This window comes from Phycisphaerae bacterium, from assembly GCA_017999985.1.
Lineage (GTDB): Bacteria > Planctomycetota > Phycisphaerae > UBA1845 > Fen-1342 > JAGNKU01.
The window spans coordinates 314677-338270 of the sequence record JAGNKU010000002.1; the positions used below are offsets into that span (position 1 = coordinate 314677).

Here is a 23594-nt window from a genome sequence, read left to right on the forward strand (position 1 = left end):
ATCTGCATCCCGACGCTCCCCAGACTGTCGCTGGCTCATCCTCTCACGGAGATTTGAACAGCGACGCCGTCATCGATTTCCTCGACATCAACGCCTTCGTGCTCTACCTGTCGAACTTCCCCGTGTGGCAAACGACCTACGCTGGTTGCGACGCCGCATGTGGCGACATCGATGGCAACGGCGCGTATCCCTCGTTTGGCGACATCAACCCCTTCGTGACGCTGTTTCTGACGCACGCGCTGCCGCTGCCGTACGATGGGCGGCAGCGGCTTGAATGGCAGGTCGTCAGGATCGGCGGGGAGCGCAAACCGCCTGAGCGGGGAGAGTCAATGTTGTGAGCGGGGAGAGCGAACCTCTGGTTTGCTTGGGGCAAAGCAGAGCTTTGCACTCCCCTGATCGTGCGGAAGCAAAGCAGAGCTTCGCTGTCCCCCGCGGCCGCTTGCCCATATCTCAATCCGCCTCACGGCTGATACGTGAAGTTCACGTGCTGGATCCCGTGGCATGTCAGCGTGCATGAGCCGGTGTAGCGGCCCGTGTCCACGTAGAACCGCTGCCCGCCGACAATGGCAATGTCAAAGTTGATCAGGTGCCCGTGCTGTGCCGGGCTGCCGCTCACGCCGTGGGCAGCATGACACGCGCTGCACGGCGTCCGCCCGCGCACGACGTGCCGCTGGTGCAACGCGAAGCTCTCATCGCTGAGAATCGAATTGCGATCGTGACACTGGTAGCACAGGTCATACGCCTGCGGCGATTCCATCGTGAAGTCGCGCGTCTCGTACCGCGCAACCAGCAGATGCTCATAGCGCGACCCGTGCGGCCCGTCGATCTCTGTCCCGCCCGCGCTCACCCCGTCCGGGTTGTTGTGGCAATCCTGGCAATTGATGAACCGCCGCGTTCGCAGCTCCGGCCGCAGGCTCGGCACTTCGCCGGACTGCCGGCTGGGAAACGCCACCGGATGCGCCGACGCCGCCGTCGGCATGAACTCCCGCCGAACGTTGCCGCCCTCGTCCTGCTGCCGCACGATCCGCTGCGTCAGCAGCACGGGACGGTCGCCGTGGCAGCGAAAGCATACTTCGTAGTAAAACCCAGCCTGCTCGACCGTTGCACCCAGCAGGCTCACCCCCGGCACCGCCCACATCGCCGGCGGCACGATCGGGCCAGCGTTGAGTGTGCCCATTGGCCCCTTCAACAGGTCCTTCGCCGCCGCATGTGGATTGTGGCAATCCGTGCATTCGACATAGCGCGCCACGCGCAGCCGATTCTCCGGGGTGGAGCGCAGTTCGCGCAGCTTGTTTACGCGATGCCCGGAACGCTGGTCCAGCACCGACAGTACGCTCGGCCCGCTGATGCCGTCGTGGCACGTGATGCACAACTGCGATGGCCGATCGTACAGGAGTTGCTCGCGCCGCGGCGCACTGTGCGAGAGATGGCATGAACGACACGCGTTGTCCGCCAGCGACCGATACGGCAATTGCTCGCCGTTCGTAACTGTCACGGGCACGGATCGTGGGCTGAGCGCGTGCGAACCGTGCCACCAGCCGTCCATGTCATGGCACGTCAGGCACAGCGCGCCGTTCCGATCGGTAATCCGCAGAAAATCACCCAGCTCATTGTTGTGCGGATCGTGGCACGCCGTGCATTCCAGCTCGCCGCGCTCGCCGAGCTTGATCCGGTGGTCCACCAGCTCCGGCGGCCGAATCTGGCGATCGCGGTTGGCCAGCACGCGGTCGTAGCGGAAGCCGACCGGATGGTCGTCGGACAGGTCGTTGGTCAGGTTCGACGGCCCGGTCGGCATGAACGTATGTGTCATCGGGATCGGCTCGGTCATGGCCCGGTCGAGGGTCAGGCCGATCGCCAGGCTGCCGTCGTGGCAGCTCAGGCACAGCTTGCTCGCCGGCCCCGGCTGGTCGACGCGCGCGTCGGTCGTGCTGCTGCGATAGATGCGGTAGTACGTCGTCGGGTTGTGCCGGTTCCACAGCGGCGCCACGGGGCTCGCGTTGTGCGGCACATGGCAGAAGATGCAGATTTCGCTTTCATCGAGCGCTCGGACCGGCCCCGGCCCCATCGCCGACAGGTCGTGCTTGGAGTTCATGATACGGTCGTCGGCCCATGCCACCGACACGAGGCACAACGCGCACGCGAGCGTCCGAACTGCCCGCTTCATGACGCCTTCTCCGACAGATACTGGAAGACCTGCACCCGGCGATTGTAGCCGTCCGCCACCCAGATGCGATCCTGGGCGTCGATCGTCAGTCCCCCCGGCAGCGCGAACTCGCCCGGCCGCGCCCCCTCCTGCCCAAACGCGAGCAGCAATCGCCCGTCGCGATCGAAGATCTGGATATTCTCGAACTGGTTGTCCACGACATAGATGTGCTGATCGGAATCCACCGCCACCGCGCGCGGCCGCGCGAAATCGCCAGCGGCGTCGCCCTTCTGCCCGAAAACACGCACCGGCGTAGCGTCCGCGCCGAAGACCTGCACGCGGAAATTCATGGCATCGGCCACGATGAGACCGATATCGGGTTGCGCGGCCAGCGCCGTCGGGAAGTTGAACTGTCCGGGCGCGCTGCCGCGTTGTCCGACGCGCTGTTCCAGCGTCCGCCAATCCGTCGTCGCAAAGCATGCATGCGCCGCCGCGTCCGCCAGCCAGAACCGCCGCCCGCGGGCATCCCAGGCAATCGCCACCGGCGCCGTCAGCTCCGGCCAACGGTGCGTCGCGCGCCACCGGCCGTCCAGATCGAACACGTCCACGGCTGCGCGCCCGCGATCTACCACGTACAACTGCGTGCCATCGCCGACGCTCACATCGATCGGAACACGCAACGGATCGCTTGGCGACCCGCGAATCGTCGTGTACCGGCGGGCGGCAAGATCGAGGAGGTGCACGCTGCCGAGCCCGGTATCCGCCACGAAAACGCGTTCACCGGCCACAGCGACCGCTGCCGGACGCGAGAATTCGGCCTGTGCCCGCGGGCCGGCAAGCGCCGCCTGAAACGCTTCCCAGCCACTCGGCCGCGCGCCAAGGCTGGCCTCGCCGCGCAGCTCGCCGATGTAGCGGATGCGCGGCCGGTCGGGCGGCGCGGGCCAGACGATCGGCGGTGAGACCGTGGGGAAGATCGGGCCGGACGGTGCCTGGCAGCCGGCGAGCAGCACGGCGCAGCCCATCGCCGCCAGCAGACCGGCACGCACGACCGCGTTGTGTCGCAGGGCGCTCATTCGGCCCCCTTGCTGATGATCGGGATCTCGCGCTTCAGCTTGAGCCAGAACGACATGTCGCCGTCGCGCGAGCCCGGCAGATCGAGCATGTCATACTCGGCCTCGAAGCGCAGGGAAAAATAGCCCAGCCGCCAATCCACCGCCGCGCTGAGGTCCACGCCGTTGGTGATGCCGTTCAGCGAATCGTCCTCGTAGCGATAGAAGGCGCTGGCATTCGCCTCCAGGTTCGGCGCCAGCAGGTAACGGTACGAGCAGCCCAGGTCCAGCAGTGTCGTGTTGTGCGCCTCCAGCTCATCCGCCCCGCGGAATCGAAAATGCGACAGCGTACCCCTGCCGTCCAACTGGTTCCGGGCGCTTTGCCACAGCACCACGTCGCCGTTGCTGTGCATGGCCTGGTACGGATCGAGCGCATCGTCGTTGTATTCATACTCCAGCCCCACCGACCAGCCCCGCCGCCGATAAGTGGCCCCGACCCGCTGCCGGTTCACGTCGCGCTCGCGAAACGCCAGGTAACGCACCGCGTTGTGGTCCTCGTTCTGGAATGAACCCGCGTAGTAGGGCGTCAGCCCGAACTGGAATTCCTGCTGCAGGCGGAAATCAAAGCGGTCGCGCCGCAGGCTGTAGTCCTGGTAGACGCGGTATGTGTAGCTGACCAGCACCGTCTGGCGATCGGTGATCTGCCCCGTGACCACCCGCCGTAGCGCCGTGTAGCGTCCCATGCGCAGGATCACGTAATCGCGCGCCGGCAGATACGTGCGCGTCCGCCCGGCGTCGGTGACGACAATGCTCCAGACATTCACGTCCGTCTGTGCCAGGTACGCCGGCAGCGGGTCGCGCAGCGTCACCGACTCGCCGATGACAATCCCCCCGCGGTCGCCGTGCCGCGTCTCGGTCGCGGTGTGGTTGTACGTCGCATTCGCCGAGAAGCGGCCCCACGCGTTGTCCTGCGCGAAGGCGCTGTTCAGGACGCCGCCCCACTCGCAGAAATCCGCGTTGTAGTCCTGCTGCTGCTGCAGGCCGTAGAGCTGCGCCGAGGTGGTCAGCCACTGTCCGAGCTGGTGCGCCAGGCCAGCCTCGCCGCGCCAAGTCTCGGTCGTGAGCTCCTGGAACGAGTCGCGCAGGTATTGGACGCCGTAGTTGCTCGCCAGTGAATCCGTGTGCTGCAGGCGCAGCCGCGTGGAGAGCTCCGCATTGTCGCGGGCCAGGTCGCCGGCCTCGTCCTGCAGCCGCGCCAGCGTCTCCCACGCGCTCTTGCCGTCGGGGCCGAAGCGCAGCACGTGGTTCAGGTTCAGGTAATGCCGCGTCGTGTCATAGCGCGTCCGGCTGCCCGAGTACAGCTCATGCCGATCGTTGTACTCGTAATCGACCCGCAGGGCGTGGTTCGGGCTGATCTGCCAGGTGCCCTCGTAGCGGAACATGTCGGTGCCGCGCTGCTCGTCATCCGACAGCTCCCGCGTGCGGCTGGTCAAGTCGTCCCAGGTGTGCTCAAAGGTGAAACGCATGGGGAACTTCGCATTGTTGACAGACAGCCCGCCGCCGTACCGTTCGTACGTGCGATCCAGGCTGGGCTGGAACATCCGCGGCACACGGCTGTCGAGCCGTTGGGCATAGGCGTTGCCTGAGATCACCCCGCGCGGCAGAAAGGTCAGGTTCACGTCGTATTCGAGCAGCGTGCCGTCGGAACCCTGGTCGTCGTCCGGCCCGGGCCGCGACTCGCTGAACCACTCCTGCGTCAGCCCGTAGCGCGCCGCGATGTCGTACAGCAGGAATTGCTCGCCGAACAGGCTCCCCGCAGTGTTCAATCCCAGCGTCTCTTCCAGCCGCCGGGCACGGTTGATCTGCTTCGCCGAGTGCGGCACAGGATTGCGATAGTCATAGTCCACGTCACGCCGGTCGAACTCGAGATCGAACCCCAACTCGAGCGCCAGGCGCCGCATCTCCAGAATGGACCGCGGCGGGCGGACCTCGCCGGCGGGCTGCGAAGTCGGCGCCGCCCGGCTGTCTGCCTCGGCGGGCTGCGTGTCTTGTCCGGCGGCAGGCGTTCCCGCGCCGGCGAGCCCTACCAGCCAGCCGGCCGCGCAGAGCATTCCGCCGGTAGAAATGACCCTTCGCGACATAGATGCAGCCGAAATGCGGACGCGGACCGCACACGCCGTGTTGGGCGCGCAGGCTACCGGCCCGCCGCGCGCCTGTCCAGCATGAACCCGGCGCGGGGCGGTCTACGTATTGTCGGCGGCGCGGCCGATCGCTATATTCGTGCCACGAGCCGCCAAGTCCGCCGTCTTCAGGAGCACCGGGATGCGCAGTCGACCGCCGGGTTCTGTGTCTTGGCTCATCGCCGGCGTGTTGGGTGGCGTCCTCGGCATCGGGGGGTTGCGTGGCGCGCAGGTAGCCGAGCCCGACGCTGGACCTGCCGCCACATCCCAGCCGACCACGCAGCCCGGCGAGACCGGGCCGCGCGCCGCACTCATCAGCGGGCTGATCGGTAGCAAGCACGATTTCACCCAGGGGGGCAAGAGCGGACGCGACCTGTGCCTCCCCTGCCATACCCCCCACCAGGTCGCGCCGCCGGTGCCGCAGCTCGATCGCCGACCGGAGACCACCCTGCCCCTGCGGCCGTACCAGGGCCTCGGCATCGAACTCACCGGCTGGTCACTCCTCTGCCTCGGCTGCCACGATGGCGTCACCGCACCCGACGTCTACACGTCCGCCCACGCGATCACCGTCGCCGCCGAACTCGGCCACACCCGCCTCGGCACCCGCGGCCTGCGCAGCCACCCGGTCGGCATCCGCTACCCGTCCGCCGCCACAGACTACCAGCCGGCGGCCGCCGTCGAAGCCGCCGGTCTCTGGTTGCCTGACGGCCGCATCCAATGCACAACCTGTCACGACGCTCACAACACGCATCGATATGGCCGCATGTTGCGCATCAGTAACGAACGCAGTCGCATGTGCATGGCATGCCACCGGCTCTAGCGTACATCCCGAATCGCCGCTGGCTCGCCGGCACCGCGCTGGTCGCCGGCGCCTTGGCTGCATCGTTGCTTCCGAGCTGCGTGACGACCCGGCCCGAACTCACCGCGCAGGCCCCTTCGCCGCTGTACCCGCCGCCACCGCAGGTTCCACGCGTCGTTGCCCTCGGCACCCTCCGCGGCGCGCCCCCGCCGTCCCGGGCCGAAGTCAATCTGACCCTGTTCCTCTTCGGGGCCGCCCCGCCGCCGCCTCTCACCATCGCGAACCCCACGGGCCTGGCCGCCCGCGAGCGCGCGGTGCTCATCTGCGATCACGCGCTGAGCACCGTCTTCCGTTGGGACGCCGACACGAATCACATCTGCGAGGAGTCACTCCGGCCCCCCGCCGAGCATCCGTTCGCCATCGACCTCCTCCCGGACGGCCAGCGCCTGCTCTGCGATCGTCGCGGCGTGTTGCGAGTCGCCGCGGACGGCGCCGTCCAACAGCGTTACACGATCGAGGGCGGACCATATCGCCCGAGCGGCGTCCTCGCCGTCGACGAGCATGTCTGGGTCGCCAACGCCGCCGCGGATCGTATCGAGGTCTTCGCGCTCGACAGCGGCGCACACCTGCGCTCCATCGGTCGCTACGGACAAGGCCCGGCCGAGTTCTCGCTACCGCGCAGTCTGGCCCGCACGCCCGACGGCAACATCTGCATCGTGGATGTCCTGAACAACCGCGTGCAGGTGCTGGGTCCCGACGGCACGTGGGTTCGTGACGTCGGCGGCCCCGGCGACACCACCGGCCGCTTCGGCCGACCGCGCGACGTAGCCGTGGGCCCCGACGGTGCGATCTTCGTAAGCGACACTTTCTCGCAACGCGTCCATGCCTTCACCCGCGACGGCCAGCCGTTGCTCGCGTTCGGCGAACCCGGATCGGGACCAGGTGCGCTGGCTCTGCCCGCCGGCGTCGCTATCAGCGCCCACGCGCCACAAACGGAGACTGCCCCCGCGGTCGAGACCGTGCCGGCCTACTACGTGCTGGTCGCGGAACAGCTGGATCGTCCCGGTGTGCGGGTCTATGCCTGGCTCGCGGGGAATGACAAAGCCGCCGCCGAAGCCCTGCCCGCCGGCACCGCGACGAACTGGAAGCCCACCTACCCGGAATCTGCGGCGATCAACCCGCACTGGGATGCCACGCGGTGCGCGACTTGTCACACGTCCTCCGGCGGCAAGCTCTTCCCCATCGCCCCTGAAGCGGTGAACGCCCTCTGCATATCCTGCCACGATGGGGTGAAAGCCCCCGCCGATCCACACCCCATCGGTCGCGCCGCGCAGACGGACCTCGTCCAAACGCCGGACGACTGGCCAACCGTGGACGGTGCGATCGGCTGCCTGACCTGTCATGACATCAAACGCCACTGCGAGCCCACCGCCCAGCGCCCCGCCGTCAACGCCGTGCTGCTGCGCCACTACGACGCGCAGCAACCCCTCGAATACTGCGGCAACTGCCACACCGCGGACATCGGCGGCCGCTTCAGCCCGCATCAGCAGCGTGACGCCAGCGGCAAAGTCCGCGAGGACGCCTGCCTGTTCTGCCACACGCGGCGGCCCGAGGTACCAGCGGATGGTCGCCGCCGCTTCGAGCCGCACGTGCGCGTGGAGTCGTCCGACCTGTGCCTCAACTGCCACGTGCGGCACTGGGACCTCTCGCCGCTCGGCCACGTGGACCGGCCGGTCACGCCGGCGATTCGGCAGTGGATGCTGATGAATGAAATGAGCGGCCAGGCCAACGTCGGCCGCGCGCAATTAAGGCACATGGCCGACGAGTCCGGACGCGAACCAGCCCGGCTGCCGCTCGGCAAAAACCGGGTCACGTGCTACACGTGCCATAACCCGCATTACGCCGGCATGTTTCCGCCGGACAGCGAACTGGGTGCGCTCGCCGCCAACCCCGTGGATCGGAAGGCGGCGCTGCGGACGGATTGGATCGACCTGTGCTCCGAGTGCCATCATCACTAGGCGCCCGCCGCAGGAGGACCGCATGCTCTGGCGCTCGCTCAGCCTGGATATTCACACCTCTCCCCCGGCCGCCTCGCGAAGAAGCCCCAGCGTCGTCCGAGCGCTCAGCGGCGTGATAGCGGCGGGCACACTCACGCTCCTCGCCGGTTGCCCCGGCACCCCACCCGACGACGGCCCGGTCTTCAACAACCCCGAGGACCCCACCAACGGCGGTGCCAGCTACATCGGTGCCGCCGCGTGCAGCGCCTGCCACCCCGACATCGACGCCGCCACACGCTTGCACGGCCACGCCTCCGCGCTCAAGCGCAGCGAAGGCGCCGCACCCAGCTATCCCACCGACGCCACGCGCGCCGGCGTGCCCAGCCCCCCGGACGGATACGCCTGGACTGACGTGAGCTACGTCATCGGCGGCCATGCCAAGGGCGCGATCTTCGTCGACCGCGACGGCTACGTGCTGACCGACGGCGTCGCCGGCGTGAACACGCAGTGGAACCTCGACTTGCCGCCCAACGGCACAAGCGCTGGCTTCGCGGAGTACCTGCCCGCGCAAGCCACGCTGCTGCCATTCGCGTACGACTGCTTCCGCTGCCACACGGTCAATCCGCAGCCGCAAACCGCCGACGACCCACGCACCCAGGACGGGCGCCCCGGCATCGGCGGCACGTGGTCCGAGCCCGGCGTCATGTGCGAAGCCTGCCACGGACCCGGTTCGAAGCACGCGCCTGACCCCGAGGCCCGCACCATGTTCGTCGATTCGTCGGCCGCGCTATGTGCACGCTGTCACACCGCCGGCGATGACCCCGATGTGATCCTTGCCGCGGACGGCTACGTTAATCCGAATACGCAATACGCCGAGTTGCGGGCCAGCGGCGGGCACGCGGACTTCGCGTGCGGCTATTGCCACGACCCGCACGCCTCGACTGCGTACGCTCGTGCGACCGGCGTTCGCAACGGCTGTGTAGGCTGCCACGCGGATCAGAACCTCGCGTTCCACGATGGTTTCACATTCGTGCGCGGCGACTACGTGGAGGCGTTGACTTGCGAAAGCTGCCACATGCCGTTCACCGGCCGGAGCAATTCCGTCGCGGGCGCGGACGTGGTCGGCACGCGCGACCCGGGGCGGATGGGCGATGTCCGCGGGCACATCTTCCGCATCGACACGCAGGCCCCGCGCTATACGCAGATGTTCACACCGGACGGCACACAGGTCATCAAGGACGAGAAAGGCCACGCCGGCGTCTCGCTCGACTTCGTCTGCCTGCGCTGCCACAACGGCATCGGCAACGCGTTTGTCATCTCCTCCGACGGTGCCGCGGTCATCGCGACGCAAATGCACCAAAACGCCGCCGCGTCCGCCAGCGAGTAGAAGTCGCCCCACACCCCCGTTCGCGTCAGGGAGGGGCGAGGGGAGGATCGAGATTCAGGGCGTCTTCGCGCTCTCCTGGGCTGTCCGCGGCGCAGAGCGGAATCACGGGACAGCTTCTGCCGTGGCCTAAGCCCGCCGCGCGTGAGCGCGTATCCGGACGTGCCACCGATCATTGACCCGGGGATGCACCGGACGATATAAAGGTTGTAGGAGGCTCCTGCCGTTTTCTCCGGGGAGAGTGTGCATGCGTCCGATTCGTGTATTCGCGGGCCTCGTCGGGTTCGTCGTCATCGCCTCTACCTGCTCGGTCGCCGGGGCGACCATCATCTACGTGGACGACGACGCCTCGCCCGGCGGCAACGGACTGAGTTGGCCGACGGCGTTCCGATTTCTGCAGGATGCGCTTGCGGCGGCGCAGCCCAGCGACGAAATCCGCGTGGCGCAGGGCACGTACTACCCCGATCGCGACGCGGCCCACCCGACAGGGACGGCCGACCGCGCGCTGAGCTTCACGCTCAAGGACGGCGTGGGGCTCTACGGCAGCTACGCGGGCTTGGGCGCGACGGATCCGAACGCGCGCGACATCGCGGCATACGTCACGGTTCTCAGTGGCGACATCGGCGCGCCGGGCGATGATAGCGACAACAGCTACCATGTCGTCCACGGTGGCAGCACCAGCGCCAGCGCGCTACTCGATGGCTTCACGATTACGGACGGTAACGCGAACGGCGCCGCTCCTCACGACCGTGGTGGCGGCGTCCGCTGCGACGACTCCTCCAGCCCCACGCTGGCCAACTGCACGATCGCGGGCAACACCGCCAGCCTCAACGGCGGTGGCGTGTACTGTGGCTACTTCTCACGTCCCACTCTGACCAACTGTGACATCGTCAACAACGTCGCCGATCATGGCGGTGGCCTGCACTTCTACGACTCTTCCAGTCCCACCCTGGCGGACTGCACAATCGCCGGCAACCTGGCCGCCGACGGCGGCGGCGTGTATTGTGACCACAGCGACTACCACGCCATACCCACCCTGACCAACTGCACGATCGCACAGAACACGGCTGCCGGCAGTGGCGGCGGAGTGTACGGCGACGGATACGCCATTCTGGTGCTCACCGCCTGCACAATCATCGGCAACACGGCTGGCGGCGATGGCGCTGGCGTGCACGGCGGCTGGTACTCCAGCCTTACGCTGACGAGCTGCAGCATCACAGACAACGCTGCCGGGACGGACGGCGGCGGAGTGTACTGCGGGTCGTACGCCGACGCGACGCTGACCGCTTGCACAATCACCGACAACGTGGCCAGCGAGCGCGGCGCAGGTGTATGCTGCCACTGCTTCAGCGCCAAGCTGACGAGTTGCACGCTTAAGAGCAACGTCGCCGGCGGCAATGGCGGTGGCGTGTACTGCGATGCCTCAAGCTTGACGCTCGTAAATTCCACGCTCGCCGATAACGTCGGTGGCAACGGTGGTGGTGTGTACTGCGAGGCAAACCCTACCGCGCGGCTGACCAACTGCACATTCACGGGCAATGCCGCCGCCAGCAAGGGCGGTGGCCTGTACCGCAGCGCTATCTCCAACCCCATCTTCACCAATTGCATCCTCTGGGCTAACACGCCACAGGCCATCTACCCCCAGGGCGGCAGCATGGTGGTGACGTACTGCGACGTGCAGGGTGGCTGGAGCGGTACAGGCAATATCGACGCCGATCCAGAATTCGCTTTTCCGGATGATCCGCACCTGCTGAACAGCTCGCCGTGCATCGACGCGGGCACGAACAGCCCATCCGGGGGGCTCCCATCCAGTGACGCCGACGGGCTGGCGCGTGTGCTCGACGGAGATGGCGACGGCTCCACGGTCGCGGACATGGGCGCCTGCGAGTTCGACCCGGCCACGCCGACGCTGGCCTTGAGTGCTACCAGGCTGACGATCACTGCCCTAACCGGGCAAACCGGGTCGCGGGCGCTGGAGATCCGCAACAGCACTTGCGGCGCGCTGGCCTGGGAACTGCACTGTGCGGCAGACTGGCTCACGGCCGACCCGGTGGCCGGGGAATCTGCGGGTGAAGTGGATACGGTCACATTGACAGCCAGCACGACGGATCTGACCCACGGGACTTACGTTACGACCGCGTGGGTGAACGCGGCGCAGGCCCTCAATGCCCCACGGGCAGTGACCGTGGTCCTGCGCGTGGCTGGGACACTGCACGTTCCGAGTGAGTATCCGACGATCCAGGCGGCCATCGACGCTGCGACCTTTCCGGGTGACGAAGTCGTAATCGCCGACGGGGTGTATGCTGGTCCCGGCAACATAAACCTGGACTTTCGCGGCCGCGCGATCCCGCTGCGCTCCGTAAGCGGTGACCCGGCCCTGTGCACCATTGACTGCGAAGGTAACGGGTGCGGCTTCTACTTCCACAGCGGCGAAGGCCCCGCGTCCAATGTGCAGGGCCTGACCATCCGGAACGCGAGCAACAGCGGCGTCTACTGTTCTGGATCAAGCCCAAGGTTGGTCAATTGCCGGATCACCGGCAACACGACCGGCGATAACGGGGGCGGCGTGTACTGCACCGACCAGGCCAGCCCGTCGTTGGTCAATTGCACGCTTGCGGGCAACACTTCCATGAACGACGGCGGTGCCCTGTACTGCGGGTACTACTCCAGCCCCACGCTCATCAATTGCACGCTCGCAAGCAACACAGCCGCCCATCGTGGCGGCGGCCTCTCCTGCCACAACTACTCTAACCCAACACTGACCAACTGCATCCTCTGGCCAAACACGCCCGAAGCGATCTACGTTCGCTCAGGCAACCCGGACGTGACCTACTGCAACGTGCAGGGCGGCTTCGTCGGCACAGGCAACATCAACGCGTCCGCTCTCTTCGTGCGGGACCCGGACCCTGGTCCGGATGGCCAATGGGGCACACTGGACGACGATTACGGCGATCTCCGCTTGACTCATGGATCAACCTGTATCGACGCCGGCAACAACTTGGCCGTGCCCAGCACCATCGCCACCGACCTGAGCGGAAACCCGCGGTTCGTCGATGTGACTTGTCGCCCCGACTCGGGCAACGGGCCGCCGCCGATCGTGGATCTCGGCGCTTACGAAGCGCCCGACGATCTGCTCATCGACTGCAATGGCAACGGCGTCGATGACTTATGTGAGACGCTGGGCGGCACGAGTACCGACTGCAATGTGAACGGCGTGCCCGATGCCTGCGAGATCGCGGGTGGTTCAAGCCCAGACTGCAATGGTAACGCCGTGCCCGACGAGTGCGATCTCGACGGGGGCACGAGCCTGGACTGCAACTTGAACGGCTATCCGGACGAGTGCGAGCCCGACTGCAACGGCAACGGTCAGGCCGACGAATGCGACATCTTTCAGGGGGCCAGCTTCGACTGTGACGCTAACGGCGTGCCGGACGAATGCGAGCTGCACCCGGACTGTAACCAGAACTATGTCCCCGACGAGTGCGACTTGCTGAGCGGCACAAGCATCGACGCGAACGCCAACGGCATCCCCGACGAGTGCGAAATCTGCGCCGGCGACCTGGATTGCAGCGGGGCCGTCGACTTCGTCGATATCAACGCGTTCGTGCTCTACCTGTCGAACTTCCCCGTGTGGCAGACGACTTACGCCGGCTGTGACGCGGCAAACGGCGACCTGGACGGCAACGGCGTCTACCCCGCCCTCGCCGACATCAACGCCTTCGTGACCCTGTTATCCACGCATTCACTGCCGCTGGCGTGCGGCGACCGCTGACGCACGCGACGATGCGGACGATTACTCCGGCTTCGGCGGCCCCGGCAGCGGATCCTTCAACCCTACGGCCGCCCAGAACGCCGGCACGCCGTGGCAGGCCTCGCAGCCCAGCGCCATCTCCTTCGGCGCGACCTCGTGGCTGACTTTGAGGTACATGACGGTCTCAGGGAATCCGTAGGTTCCGGTGAACGGAATCCCCGTGTACGCCGCCCCGTCCGCGAGCGCCAACCCCCAGTCAAACTCGACCCAATACGGATTCGCGCCGCCGGCCGTGCCAAACAGGTGCGGCACGCTCAGCCGCTTGGCCAACGTGTCCGCCGGCTGCCGGCCCACCATTTTCTTGAACGGGTAGATTTTCGCGTCCGCGTCATCCTTCGTCGCCGCCGGCTCGGCGATGACCACCGGGTCTTCCGCGGTACCCGCCACCGTGTACGTATCGCTCACGCCGATGATCATCCGCCGCCACAGGTCGTTGTGCCAGCGATACTCCGGCTGCACGCCCTTCGCCCACACGAACGTGCCCTTCTGCTTGTCGTACGTCGGCTGGCCGAGTTCATCCGTCGGAATCGGGCTGATGTCCTGGCCGGCCGTATCCCAATACCACGCCACCTTCGTCGGCTTGCTGCGCGCGAAGGCCGGAATATGGCACGTTTCGCAGGCTACGCGCGCCAGGTGCGCGTTCAGCAACGGATCGACCGGCGGGTTCGCCGTGTGCACGTCGGTATCCCCGTGGCAGCGTGTGCACGCCGGCGCCGCCCCGCCCTCGTTCACCGAATGCAGCGCAAAGCCGGCGATGCCGTGATTCTGTTCCGTATGGCACTCCTGGCACGCGAAATCCAGTCCGCCCATATGCACATCCATCTCGCGCGTCGGGCTGGCCAGATCGGACGACATGTCGCCATGCTTCACGTTGTCGCCCCCGCCGGCGTAGAAATGACAGAAGCCGCAGTTGCGCCGCGTCGGCGGCCCCACCTTGTACGCGACCTGCTGCAGTTCGTCGGGGCCGACCACCGTTACTTGACCTTCGTTGACGAGCGCCGCCGCCCCACCCCCACCGCCATCCGTCGGGTGCTTGGCATACGTACCCGTTGTGTCGTGACAGATGAAGCAATCGACCTGCGCCGTGCTCGTGAAGTCGAACGTGTCATCCTTCCAGCCATAGCTCGGATGGCACTGCGCGCAGCGCCCCTCGTTGGACGGTACCGCGATGCAGAAGTTGTTCAGCAGATCACGCTTGCCGTGCGTTTCCGTTTCGTGCCCGACGATGTTCACGGACGCCCCCGCCCACTGCCAGTGCCCGCTCTCCAGCAGGTCCGCCGCCACATCCGCATGGCAGATCTGGCATGTCGCCGGCCCCTCGTACCCCCCGGGGACAACCTCCGTCAGGAAGCGTTCGTGATCGGTCTTTTCCACCGGCGTATTGCCATCCGGCGGTGAATTCCCGTCCGGCACGCCGTCGTCGGGCGGACACCCCCCCAGTGCCCCCAGCCCCGCGATGCCGAGCCCCGTCAAGGTGACGATCAGGCAGTATCGCAGAGACACGCACGTCTCCTCATTGAGCTGAGTCAGCGCGAGCCTTCCCGCGGCTGCGCGCGGACATGCCACTGGCTGTGGTAGTCCAATCGCCCCCGCAAGTCAACGCCCCCCGTGCCAGCAAGACGCAGGGCAGGGAAGACTCCCTGCCCTGCGGTGATTCCAGGTGTGCCGTCGCTTCCGTTACGCCCGCCGGTCGACTACGGAACCGCGTGGCTCCGCTCCACCGAGAATGTCTTGCCGTCGCCGTGGCAGACCGCGCAGCCTTCCTGGCCCACGCCGAGCGTGTTCAGCTCGACGTGCACGGCCGTCGCGGTGGAGTCGTGGCACGACGTGCAGGCGACCTTCCAGATGCTGACGTCGTTGCGTTCCACCGGTGTCTTCCACGCATCCGTCGCGTGGCACGCCACGCAATTCGCCGGCCCGTTGGGCATCACCGGGGTGAATGCTGTCGAAAAGTCGGCGACGTTGTTGCCGAATCCGACGAGGTCGTACACGCCTCCGTCCTGCACGACGCTCAGCGCGCGCGCCGCGTGAATCTTGTGGATCATGATCTTGAAGTCGATCGAATCCGCCTCGGGCGCCTGCGTCTGACCCTCGGCGACGTTCGGACGATCCTCCGCGCCCGCCGTGTGGCACATTACACAATTCTCAACACTCTTGCGGCCATTGCCGTGGAAGCGGAGATCGCCGTGGCAGGCGTTGCACTTCGCGTCCGTGACAAAGCCCGGATAGTCCCCCGCCGCGCCGGAGCCGGCGGTGTTGATGCGGACGCCAAACAACCCTGGCTCCGACGTCTCGCGATAGGTGGTGTCGCCAAGCGTGAATTGCCGGTACGCATACACCATGATCGTGTAGGACCCCGCCTTCAGATTCTGGCCGCTCAACTCGCCCCAGCCGTCGGCATAGGTGAACGCCGCCGAGTCGTTCAGTGGCGCCGGATACGTCGCCGGAATCGCCGCCGGGCTGGTGTACACGAACGGTCCGGTCCCCGTCGCGGGCACGCCACCCGTCATCGTCACCACGCCCTCGTTGGAGGTGGCCTTGATCGCGGCCGTCGAGCCCGCCACCGGCAGGATCTTCTGGTAGTTCACCGTCGGACCGGCCATGACGAAGTTCACCGACCACAGATCTTCCATGTCAACGGGGTCATCGTTCGCATCGAGTACGCGGAACGTGACGATCGGCGCATCTCCGACCGCGAAGAACCCATCGCCGCTGTTGCCCTCCACGGAGTCGATCACAACCTTCAGGCCCAGGATGTTGTCGGGGTTCGACAGCGGCGGCACGTGCACTACCTCCGCGTCGTACGTCATCCCGGCACCGTGGCACAACGCGCAGGATCCGTCCGCGAACTTGTGCACAACGCCAGCCGAGTCCGACGACTTCCCCGGCGGCACGCGGTACGCCACGTTGTTCAGCTGCGTCTGCTTCAACGTGCCAAACAGCTCGTTGTCCTGATCGAGCACCGTCCCGCTGTCGAAGTTCAGGTCATCGTGGCAGGTCGTGCAGCGCGCCTGGGTCAGGTTCGCGTCCGCGTAGATCTCGGCGCCCTGCGCCGCGCCGCCGTGACACACTTGGCAGTTCCGCATCTGCTCGTTGAAGCCGGTGCCGCCCGGCATGAACGGGAACTGCACGTGCGAGAAATCCACCACGTTCCCCTGGAATCCGGCCACCTCGTAGAGGTAAGGGTCCGAGCCATCAGCCGTCGCGGCGACCCGGGGCAGATTCGCGCCGGTGTGCAGCTTGTGAATCATCTCGCCGAATTCAATCGACTCGGCACCCGCGGAATCGAGCGCACCGGCGGTATGGCAGAGCACGCAGCCGGTCAGGCTGAAGCGGTTGGACCCGTGCACGGTCATCTGCACGTGGCAGATGTTGCAGTTGGCCTGCGTCACGAACTCGCGCGCCGTCGGCGTCGCGCCGCCAACCGCGAAGTCGAACGTCGCATCGCCGGCCTTGCGGACGCTCTCACCGTCCACGGTGAAGGTCCGCCGTGCCTCGATTCCTACGGTGTAAGTACCGGCGGCGACGGTGCCGCCGCCGCCCGACGGCGCGTTCACGGGCTTGGCGTACGTGGTGGGCAGATTGCCCAGCGCGTAGGTGTAGCTTCCGTCGGCGTTGGTCGTGACCTTCGTCAGGTCGCCCTCCGGCACGATCACCCGCTGGTAGCCCTCGGTCGGCCCCGACACGTAGATCGAGAACCGGTCGAGCTCCTCGATCGCAATCGTATTGCTGCTGCCATCCTGGATCGTGAACGTCACGTTCACCGGACCGCCGAGTTCGACCGGGCTGCTGCCACTCACATCCGTAATGGTGACGACCGTGTCCGGAAGCGTATCTCCGGCTGCGAGGCCCGGATCGCCCTGCGGACCCGTTGCACCCGTCGGCCCCGCCGGCCCCGTCGGACCCTCCGGACCCGTCGGACCCGTCGGACCCTCCAACAGGCCGCCTGGACAGCCGCCGAGCATCAGGCTCAGCGCCGCGATGATGCTCAATCCGACGCCTGTACGCAACATTGCCGAGCTGCGCCTCATGGCCGTTCTCCTTCGCGATTTGCGCTCGCAACTTCCTGACATGTGCCCGTTGAGTCGTATGTTATCGCGCGAAGGGTGCAATGCAATGCAAACTTGCGCGCTCCGCGCCGGCCACGTCAGTATGCTCCGGAACGCGCCAGCACCGCAATCCTCCCCAGCGGGGGATCTCCTCCCCCTTAGGGGGGAGCCGACTGCGTACTGTTCAGAGGTTGTTACGGACCGCGTAGCTCACCGCCGCCGCGCGCGAGCACAGCGCCAGCTTGCGGTAAACGCTCTTCAGATGTGAACGCACCGTCGAGGACGATACGCCGATTTCCGAGGCGATGACATCGTTGCGCAACCCGCGCCCCACCAACCGCAGCACCCGCAATTCCTGCCCGGTCAGGCCCGCCGGCGGCCCGTCGTCCGCCGCGCCGCCCGCCATGCCGATCAGACGGTGCGCGACCGCCTGCGAAAGCCGTACCTGCACGGCTCGGTCGTCCGTGACATCACAGAACAGCAGCGCGCGCCCGATCAGCGCACCGTCCGGGCTGTAACACCGCGACGCATTGGCCTTGAGATCGGCGCGCTGCGGCCAGCGCAGCGCGATGTCCGCCATGTGGTGCCCCTCCATTTCACCGGCGTCACGCCAGAACGCGGCCAACTGCGGGTCTTTCAGGACCTGGCCGACCGCGTGTCCGACGCATTGCGCGCGCGGCGCCCCCAGGACGTGCTCGGCTGCGCGATTCAACCACACCACCCGTCCCTGCGTGTCCACCAGCACCAGGCCGATCGACAGGCCCGCCACCGCCTGCGCCAACAAACAGGCATCCTCGCAATCCTGCCCTCGCGGCGATTTCCCGGCCGGCATGCGGCTGCGCGCAATCATGTTCTGGCCCTCTCGCGTACACCACCAACCGTCGATTATAGTTACCGCCACGTCACGCGGCCTCCACGGCCGGAGTTTTTCTCCGAGACGAGGCGCCATGTCTGAGCACCGGTCCAGCTTTCTGCCCCGCACGCAGCGCCGCCGCTCATGGCCCTGGCTCGCGGTGCTGTTCCTGCTGGCTCCGCTGCCGCCAGCCGCGCGGGCGGGCGACCCGGACAACTGCCTGCTTTGCCACCAGTTTCGCGGACTCAGCCGCTACGACCCCGCGGCCGACCGCGCGCACCTGTTCTTCGTCGATCCGGACTACACTCATGAGCTCCGCGGCCCGCACGCCCGGCTCGCCTGCACGGCGTGCCACGCGCGCAGCGAAGTCGGTGTCGTGCCGCATGGCGCCGTCTCCCGCGTGAACTGCACGCAGACCTGCCACCTCAGCGCCGCGGGCCAGCTCGACCGCCGCTTCAGTCACGAAAACGTCGCCTGGCTCCTCGATCGCGGCGCACACACACATGCTGTGCTCAGCAGCCTGACCTTCACCGGCGGACCCTTGCTGGCGCCCGGCCAGTCCCCCTGCCTGTACTGCCACGACGAGCCGGTCTTCCGCGACCCCGCCAACGTGGTGACCACGCTGTCGCCACGTGATGACCGGACTTTCGACCGCTGCGACGTCTGCCATGCCGAGCAAGTCCCCATCGATGTCGCCTACTACCTGCGGCATATCGCGGCCCGGCTCCAGTCCGCCCGGCCCCCGCTCGAGATCGCCCAGGTCTGCGCCGTCTGCCACACGGACCCCGACGTCCTCAAGACGTTTGAGATGCCCAACGCCGTCGCCAGCTTCGTCCGCAGCTTCCACGGCAAGGCCGCGCTGCTCGGCGACAACACGACCGCCGACTGTCTCGCCTGCCACGTCGCCGCCGGCGAGAACGCGCACCTCATGCTCGCCAAGGCCGACCCGCGTTCGTCTGTCCATCCCGCCAACGTCGCCAACGCCTGCCGCAGCACCGCCTGCCATCCGGGCGCCGACCCGCGCTTCGCCGCCGCCGCCGTGCACCTTGACCTGCCCACCGCCCGCGGCACGCTCGAATTCGCCGTCGCGGCGGCGTTCATTCTGCTGACCATCGGTACGTTCGGCCCGTCGCTGCTGCTCTGCCTGCTCGAGCTGGCCCAGATCGTCTTCGGCCGCCGGCATGAGGGCGAGCACGCCGCCCTGCAGCTCGTGCAGGCAGTGCTGGCCCACCCCTACGGTCGCACGCGTTTGGCGCGCTTCACGGTCAGCCAGCGCTACCAGCACTGGGTCCTGGTCGTGCTCTTCACCACGCTCGCCGTCACCGGCTTCCCCATGAAATTCGCCGATCACGACTGGGCCCGCGGCGTGATTGAGACGCTCGGCGGCCTGCGCGTCACCCGCACGATTCACCACTGGGCCGGCATCGCCCTTGTGCTCGGCTTCGCCGCGCACTTCGTCTATTGCCTGCACACGTACTGGCGGCGCGCCCGCGAACGCGGCCCCGCCGGCGGACGCGTCGGCCTCTGGGCGGCGATCTGGAAGCTCCCGATGGTCGTCCACCCGCGCGACCTGCTGAAAGGGCATCATCTGCTGCTCTATCTCTGCGGCCTGCGCCGTGAGCCGCCTTCGTTCGGCCGCTTCAGCATCAAGGAAAAATTCGAGTACATCGGCGTGTTCTGGGGCACGACGCTGCTGGGGCTCACCGGCGCCCTGCTGTGGGGCGAGCAAATCTTCTCCCACTACCTCAGCGGCCGCATCCTGAACATCGCGCTCATCGCCCACACGTACGAGGCCTTCCTGGCCATCATCCACGTCGGCATCCTGCACATCGTCAACGTCATCTTCTCGCCGCACGTCTTCCCCCTCTCGCTCGCCACGATCACCGGCGACACCCCGCTCGGTGAACTGGCTGCCACCCACTCCGAGTTCGTGGCGGAGGCCGCCCGCGACCTGAACGTCCAACTCCCAGCGGAGGCACCCCATGAGTAAGCCCGCTGCTTACCGTCGCTCCGCCCGCGACTGGCTCTGCCTCCTCGGCCGCTTCGGTCTCGAGTCCGTCCGCCGCAGCTATGCCGTCGCGGTCATTGCCGTCGTGGCGTGGCTCAGCTTTCTCGCCCTGCGCTACCTCGTCGTCACATTGATGTTCCCGGCGCCCGCCCCGGCCCAGATCACCGGCATCCCCACCCGCCTGACCGAGTCGGTGCTCCGCACGGACAGAAGCGCATGGCGCGGCGTCACCACGGACGCCAACCCGCGCACGCCCCCCGCGCACTACCACCGCATCGCGGGCTGGATTCAACCCGATCGCTTCAACGGCTGCACCACGAGCGGCTGCCACGATCCGCTGCCACACGCCCGCCGCAAGGAGGTCCGTGCTTTCCTTAACATGCACGCCACGAGCCTGCACTGCGGCGTGTGCCACCTGCCGCGCGACGAGCAGCCGCTCACCCTCACCTGGTATGACCTGGGCCGCGGCGCGCCGCGCGGCGCCCCCGAGGTCGTGCAGCTCTACGCCTGGCTGACCTCGGAACAGGGCCGCGCCGCGCTGGCCGACCCGACGCCGGCAATCCAGGCCGAGCTGGTCGCCAGGGTCCGCGAGGCCGCCCGTCAGGCCGACCACGCCCGGGCGCTGGTTGACCTGGCGGACCAGCTAGCGGCCGAACGCCACAGCAGTCCGGCCTTTGCCGCCCTGGTCGAGACCGCCCGCACGATCCTGCCACGCCATTTCCGCGGCGAGTACGGCGCCAAGCTGGCCCTGCTGGACCGCACCACAAAAACGCCGACTCTCGGATACGTAGGCACACAGGCCGCCAACGAGGCATATCTGCGCGAGGCCCCGCAAGCTGATGCCGCCCGGCGGGCACAATTGCTGGCCGCCGTGCATCCGGCGTTGCGCACCCCGACGCTGCACTGCACGGACTGCCACCGCACCCCGGGCATGCTCTTCGACTTCGCTGCCGCTGGTTATCCCGCGGCACGGATCGAGATGCTCTCGCAGCCCGTGATCTTCCAGATGATCGAGCACATCGCCGCCGGCCAGCCCTTCTACCTCCCCAGCTTCGTCATCCCAACCACTCAGCCAAGAGATCCGCAGTGAGGCATCCGCTAGAGAAGCTGCCGGAGATTGTCGCCGCCTACAGCCGCGACGGACTGTACTTTGCCTCGATCCGGCTGAGTCGCGCCGGAGTGGGCCGCGTCTTTGAGCTGGGTATCTCCCGCGCGTCGTATCTGGCGCTGCGCCGTGTGTTCCAAACGCGGCCGTTTGATGCGCTACCCGGGCTTCGACAACGGTACTATTTCGAGTGGCCACACCGTCGAAATGACGCTGACCCCAACCGATGCTCTGGTACGATCCGGATTGAGCAAGACCGTCGAGGCCGGAATATGGAGTTCGAGCTGCCGCAGCAGCTCATCGCCAACCTGCTCTGGTTCTATGAGATGGAGACGCTCGAGCCAGCGCGCCACCTGCGCTGCTGGCTCCCACAAGATGAATGAGTGCATGCCGCCTCTTCCCGCCTGAGTAAGCCGCGATCGCGCGATACGCATATGCCGGTGACCGACCTCACTCCCGCGTCAACTGCCCCATCACGTCATCCAGGTCGCGCACGCTCAGATCGAGCAGATACAGCGCGTAGTTCTTGTTGTGGATCCCGTTGCCCGCCTTGATGAACTGCACATTTTGTCGGGCGGGCGTAATCCGCGTCTCGATGTCCGCCGGCAGCTCGATGCCGCGCGCCTGCAGATCCGCGATCCGCTGATCGACACGTACCAGCGCCGCCTCCGCTTCCTGCACGTACGTCGCGATCTCGCTGCGCCACTGCTCGAACAACCGCTCGTAGTCACTGCCGTGACACGCGATGCACGTCGCCTCCGACGCCTTCACGAGCGCGTCGCCCTTCAGATCGACCGCCGGCTTGATGTGGCAGCCCGTGCAATTCAGCCGCGAGCCGAACATCGCATTCGGCATCGGCCGCAGCGCGCCGGTGCCGCCGATCCCCATGAGCAGCTCGACCTGCTCGTGGTGATGGTTCGGGTGGCAATGCTGGCAATCATCGAGAATGGGCTGCAGGAACCCCGCGCTCGTCCCGACGTGCGTCGCATCGATCAGCTTATGCTCGATCGCCCGGTGACAGTCCACGCACCGGGCCCACTGACCCGCGACGTGCGTCTGGTGATACCGCGCCACCGTCTCGGTGTCGCGCGTCGCGAAATCCACCAGATACTTCTCTTGATCGTGGCAGTTCGTGCACGTGCGTTCCGACACGACCGCCGCGCCCTGGATCACGTCCAGGTGACAGCTCGCGCAGTCGATCTTGCGGTCCACGATTTCGCGGTGGTCCATCAGCGCCGGCCCCGGGGCCGACGTGGTCGGAAACTGCTGCTGCCAGCTCGCCAGCACCGCCTGATCGTGGACGAGAATCTTGCGCGTCGGCGGCGCGTGGCACTTCAGGCATTCACCCGTGTCGCGATTGAACGCCTGGTTGCCGAAGTGGCACGTGAAGCACGTCTCCAGGTCCACCGCCATCACGTGCGCCAGCCCCGACGGATCGTAGCTGTGGCACGCAGCGCAGTTGAGCCCCCCCAATTGCCGCAGACGCGTCCGCTCGTGCTCCAGCCGCGCGTACTCCAGTACGTCCGCCAGCAGGTCGTCTCGCGCCAGACCCCCCACCAGCTCGCGCAACTTTGCCTCACGCCGTTCCGCCGGCCCCACCTGCACCGCCGCGACGCGCAGCGGCTCGAAAGCCGCCGGTGACACCGCCTGCTCGAGCCGTTGCCGCAGGCCCGCGAGTGACGCCTCGGTCTCCGTCAGCTTCAGCTCCGTCCGCAGGTGCTTTTCATGCACGAATGTGACCGTCGGCAGACGAGTGACCTCCGTCTCCTGATCGCCGACCAGGCGTTTCTCCACGCGCGGCTCGCCGATCAAGAGCGGCTTGCGCATGTACTCGTTGTCGCCATGACAAGCCGACCTCAGGCAACTTGCGTCATTGACGCGCGCCCGTGGCCGGCTCGTGCCGTAGCGCCCGCTGAAGTAACTGGCGACCTGCGACAGCCCCCTGAACTTCGCCTTGAGCGTGTGCTGCTCGCCCGGCGCGTAATGACACTCCACGCACCACGTCCCCACCTTCTTGCCATGCACATCCTGGCTCCACGACTGGTAGTAGGAGTCCATGATGTGGCATGTCCCGCAGAAACTCGGCCGTGCCGTGTAGTACTCCGCCCCCCCGATGCCCAACACCCCCAGCACGACGATCACGCCGCCGATGAGCAACCCCTTGCGCAGCACGCGGCGCCATCGTGGCCGCGCCGGCCTCCCCCTCGGCGTCGCCG

The 23594-nt window shown here is 67.0% G+C and carries 14 protein-coding genes; 7 read left to right on the top strand and 7 right to left on the bottom strand.

All coding sequences use genetic code 11. The features are described from left to right. Positions 1 to 53: 53 nt before the first annotated feature. Positions 54 to 338, top strand: coding sequence for a hypothetical protein (locus KA383_04805; GenBank protein ID MBP7745430.1), 285 nt, complete (start codon positions 54 to 56; stop codon positions 336 to 338). Between the two features lie 122 nt (positions 339 to 460). Here the strand turns inward: KA383_04805 and KA383_04810 are convergent, their stop codons facing one another. Genes KA383_04810 through KA383_04820 form a run of 3 tightly spaced genes read right to left on the bottom strand, consistent with a single transcriptional unit; the run spans position 461 to position 5333 of the window. Further along, positions 461 to 2164 carry a hypothetical protein gene (locus KA383_04810; protein MBP7745431.1) on the bottom strand — a complete coding sequence of 568 codons (1704 nt, stop codon included), beginning with the start codon at positions 2162 to 2164 and terminating at the stop codon, positions 461 to 463. Next, a complete protein-coding gene (locus tag KA383_04815; protein MBP7745432.1) occupies positions 2161 to 3216 on the bottom strand; it encodes a hypothetical protein in 1056 nt (351 codons plus the stop codon). The genes KA383_04810 and KA383_04815 overlap by 4 nt, the downstream gene beginning before the upstream one ends. After that, complete coding sequence (locus KA383_04820; protein ID MBP7745433.1) at positions 3213 to 5333, bottom strand: hypothetical protein; 2121 nt, start codon at positions 5331 to 5333, stop codon at positions 3213 to 3215. The genes KA383_04815 and KA383_04820 overlap by 4 nt, the downstream gene beginning before the upstream one ends. 181 nt (positions 5334 to 5514) lie before the next feature. Here KA383_04820 and KA383_04825 point away from each other — a divergent pair, with 181 nt between their 5' ends. From KA383_04825 to KA383_04840, 4 genes are all read left to right on the top strand, one after another. Next, positions 5515 to 6192: a hypothetical protein gene (locus KA383_04825; GenBank protein ID MBP7745434.1), complete on the top strand. Its 678-nt coding sequence runs from the start codon at positions 5515 to 5517 to the stop codon at positions 6190 to 6192. Beyond that, the gene (locus tag KA383_04830; GenBank protein MBP7745435.1) at positions 6177 to 8189 is read left to right on the top strand and encodes a hypothetical protein; all 2013 of its coding nucleotides are present in this window, start codon (positions 6177 to 6179) and stop codon (positions 8187 to 8189) included. Before KA383_04825 ends, KA383_04830 begins: the two co-directional genes overlap by 16 nt. Before the next feature lie 22 nt (positions 8190 to 8211). After that, positions 8212 to 9555, top strand: coding sequence for a hypothetical protein (locus KA383_04835; protein ID MBP7745436.1), 1344 nt, complete (start codon positions 8212 to 8214; stop codon positions 9553 to 9555). Positions 9556 to 9799: 244 nt separating this feature from the next. Then, the gene (locus KA383_04840) at positions 9800 to 13324 is read left to right on the top strand and encodes a hypothetical protein (protein ID MBP7745437.1); all 3525 of its coding nucleotides are present in this window, start codon (positions 9800 to 9802) and stop codon (positions 13322 to 13324) included. A gap of 21 nt (positions 13325 to 13345) precedes the next feature. On the opposite strand, the gene KA383_04845 is transcribed toward KA383_04840, so the two are convergent. The 3 genes from KA383_04845 to KA383_04855 all read right to left on the bottom strand — a co-directional run bounded on the left by KA383_04845 (position 13346) and on the right by KA383_04855 (position 18196). After that, positions 13346 to 14866, bottom strand: coding sequence for a tetrathionate reductase family octaheme c-type cytochrome (locus KA383_04845; protein ID MBP7745438.1), 1521 nt, complete (start codon positions 14864 to 14866; stop codon positions 13346 to 13348). A gap of 191 nt (positions 14867 to 15057) precedes the next feature. Beyond that, positions 15058 to 17394 carry an OmcA/MtrC family decaheme c-type cytochrome gene (locus KA383_04850; GenBank protein ID MBP7745439.1) on the bottom strand — a complete coding sequence of 779 codons (2337 nt, stop codon included), beginning with the start codon at positions 17392 to 17394 and terminating at the stop codon, positions 15058 to 15060. 202 nt (positions 17395 to 17596) lie between these two features. After that, entirely contained in the window at positions 17597 to 18196 is a 600-nt protein-coding gene (locus KA383_04855) for a PAS domain-containing protein (protein ID MBP7745440.1), read from the bottom strand. A 163-nt stretch (positions 18197 to 18359) separates the two neighbouring features. Here KA383_04855 and KA383_04860 point away from each other — a divergent pair, with 163 nt between their 5' ends. Together KA383_04860 and KA383_04865 are read left to right on the top strand one after the other, a co-directional pair. Further along, positions 18360 to 20255 carry a hypothetical protein gene (locus tag KA383_04860; protein MBP7745441.1) on the top strand — a complete coding sequence of 632 codons (1896 nt, stop codon included), beginning with the start codon at positions 18360 to 18362 and terminating at the stop codon, positions 20253 to 20255. Next, the gene (locus KA383_04865) at positions 20248 to 21363 is read left to right on the top strand and encodes a hypothetical protein (GenBank protein MBP7745442.1); all 1116 of its coding nucleotides are present in this window, start codon (positions 20248 to 20250) and stop codon (positions 21361 to 21363) included. Before KA383_04860 ends, KA383_04865 begins: the two co-directional genes overlap by 8 nt. Before the next feature lie 465 nt (positions 21364 to 21828). On the opposite strand, the gene KA383_04870 is transcribed toward KA383_04865, so the two are convergent. Continuing rightward, positions 21829 to 23550, bottom strand: a complete 1722-nt coding sequence (locus KA383_04870; protein MBP7745443.1) for a NapC/NirT family cytochrome c — start codon at positions 23548 to 23550, stop codon at positions 21829 to 21831. Positions 23551 to 23594: the final 44 nt, after the last annotated feature.

What these genes read in the sequence shown, in the direction of transcription:
- KA383_04865 (MBP7745442.1), top strand. Translation starts at nt 20,248, where the DNA reads ATGAGTAAGCCCGCTGCTTACCGTCGCTCCGCCCGCGACTGGCTCTGC.
- KA383_04835 (MBP7745436.1), top strand. Translation starts at nt 8,212, where the DNA reads ATGCTCTGGCGCTCGCTCAGCCTGGATATTCACACCTCTCCCCCGGCC.
- KA383_04815 (MBP7745432.1), bottom strand. Translation starts at nt 3,216, where the DNA reads ATGAGCGCCCTGCGACACAACGCGGTCGTGCGTGCCGGTCTGCTGGCG.
- KA383_04825 (MBP7745434.1), top strand. Translation starts at nt 5,515, where the DNA reads ATGCGCAGTCGACCGCCGGGTTCTGTGTCTTGGCTCATCGCCGGCGTG.
- KA383_04840 (MBP7745437.1), top strand. Translation starts at nt 9,800, where the DNA reads ATGCGTCCGATTCGTGTATTCGCGGGCCTCGTCGGGTTCGTCGTCATC.
- KA383_04820 (MBP7745433.1), bottom strand. Translation starts at nt 5,333, where the DNA reads ATGTCGCGAAGGGTCATTTCTACCGGCGGAATGCTCTGCGCGGCCGGC.
- KA383_04810 (MBP7745431.1), bottom strand. Translation starts at nt 2,164, where the DNA reads ATGAAGCGGGCAGTTCGGACGCTCGCGTGCGCGTTGTGCCTCGTGTCG.
- KA383_04830 (MBP7745435.1), top strand. Translation starts at nt 6,177, where the DNA reads ATGCCACCGGCTCTAGCGTACATCCCGAATCGCCGCTGGCTCGCCGGC.
- KA383_04860 (MBP7745441.1), top strand. Translation starts at nt 18,360, where the DNA reads ATGTCTGAGCACCGGTCCAGCTTTCTGCCCCGCACGCAGCGCCGCCGC.
- KA383_04850 (MBP7745439.1), bottom strand. Translation starts at nt 17,394, where the DNA reads ATGAGGCGCAGCTCGGCAATGTTGCGTACAGGCGTCGGATTGAGCATC.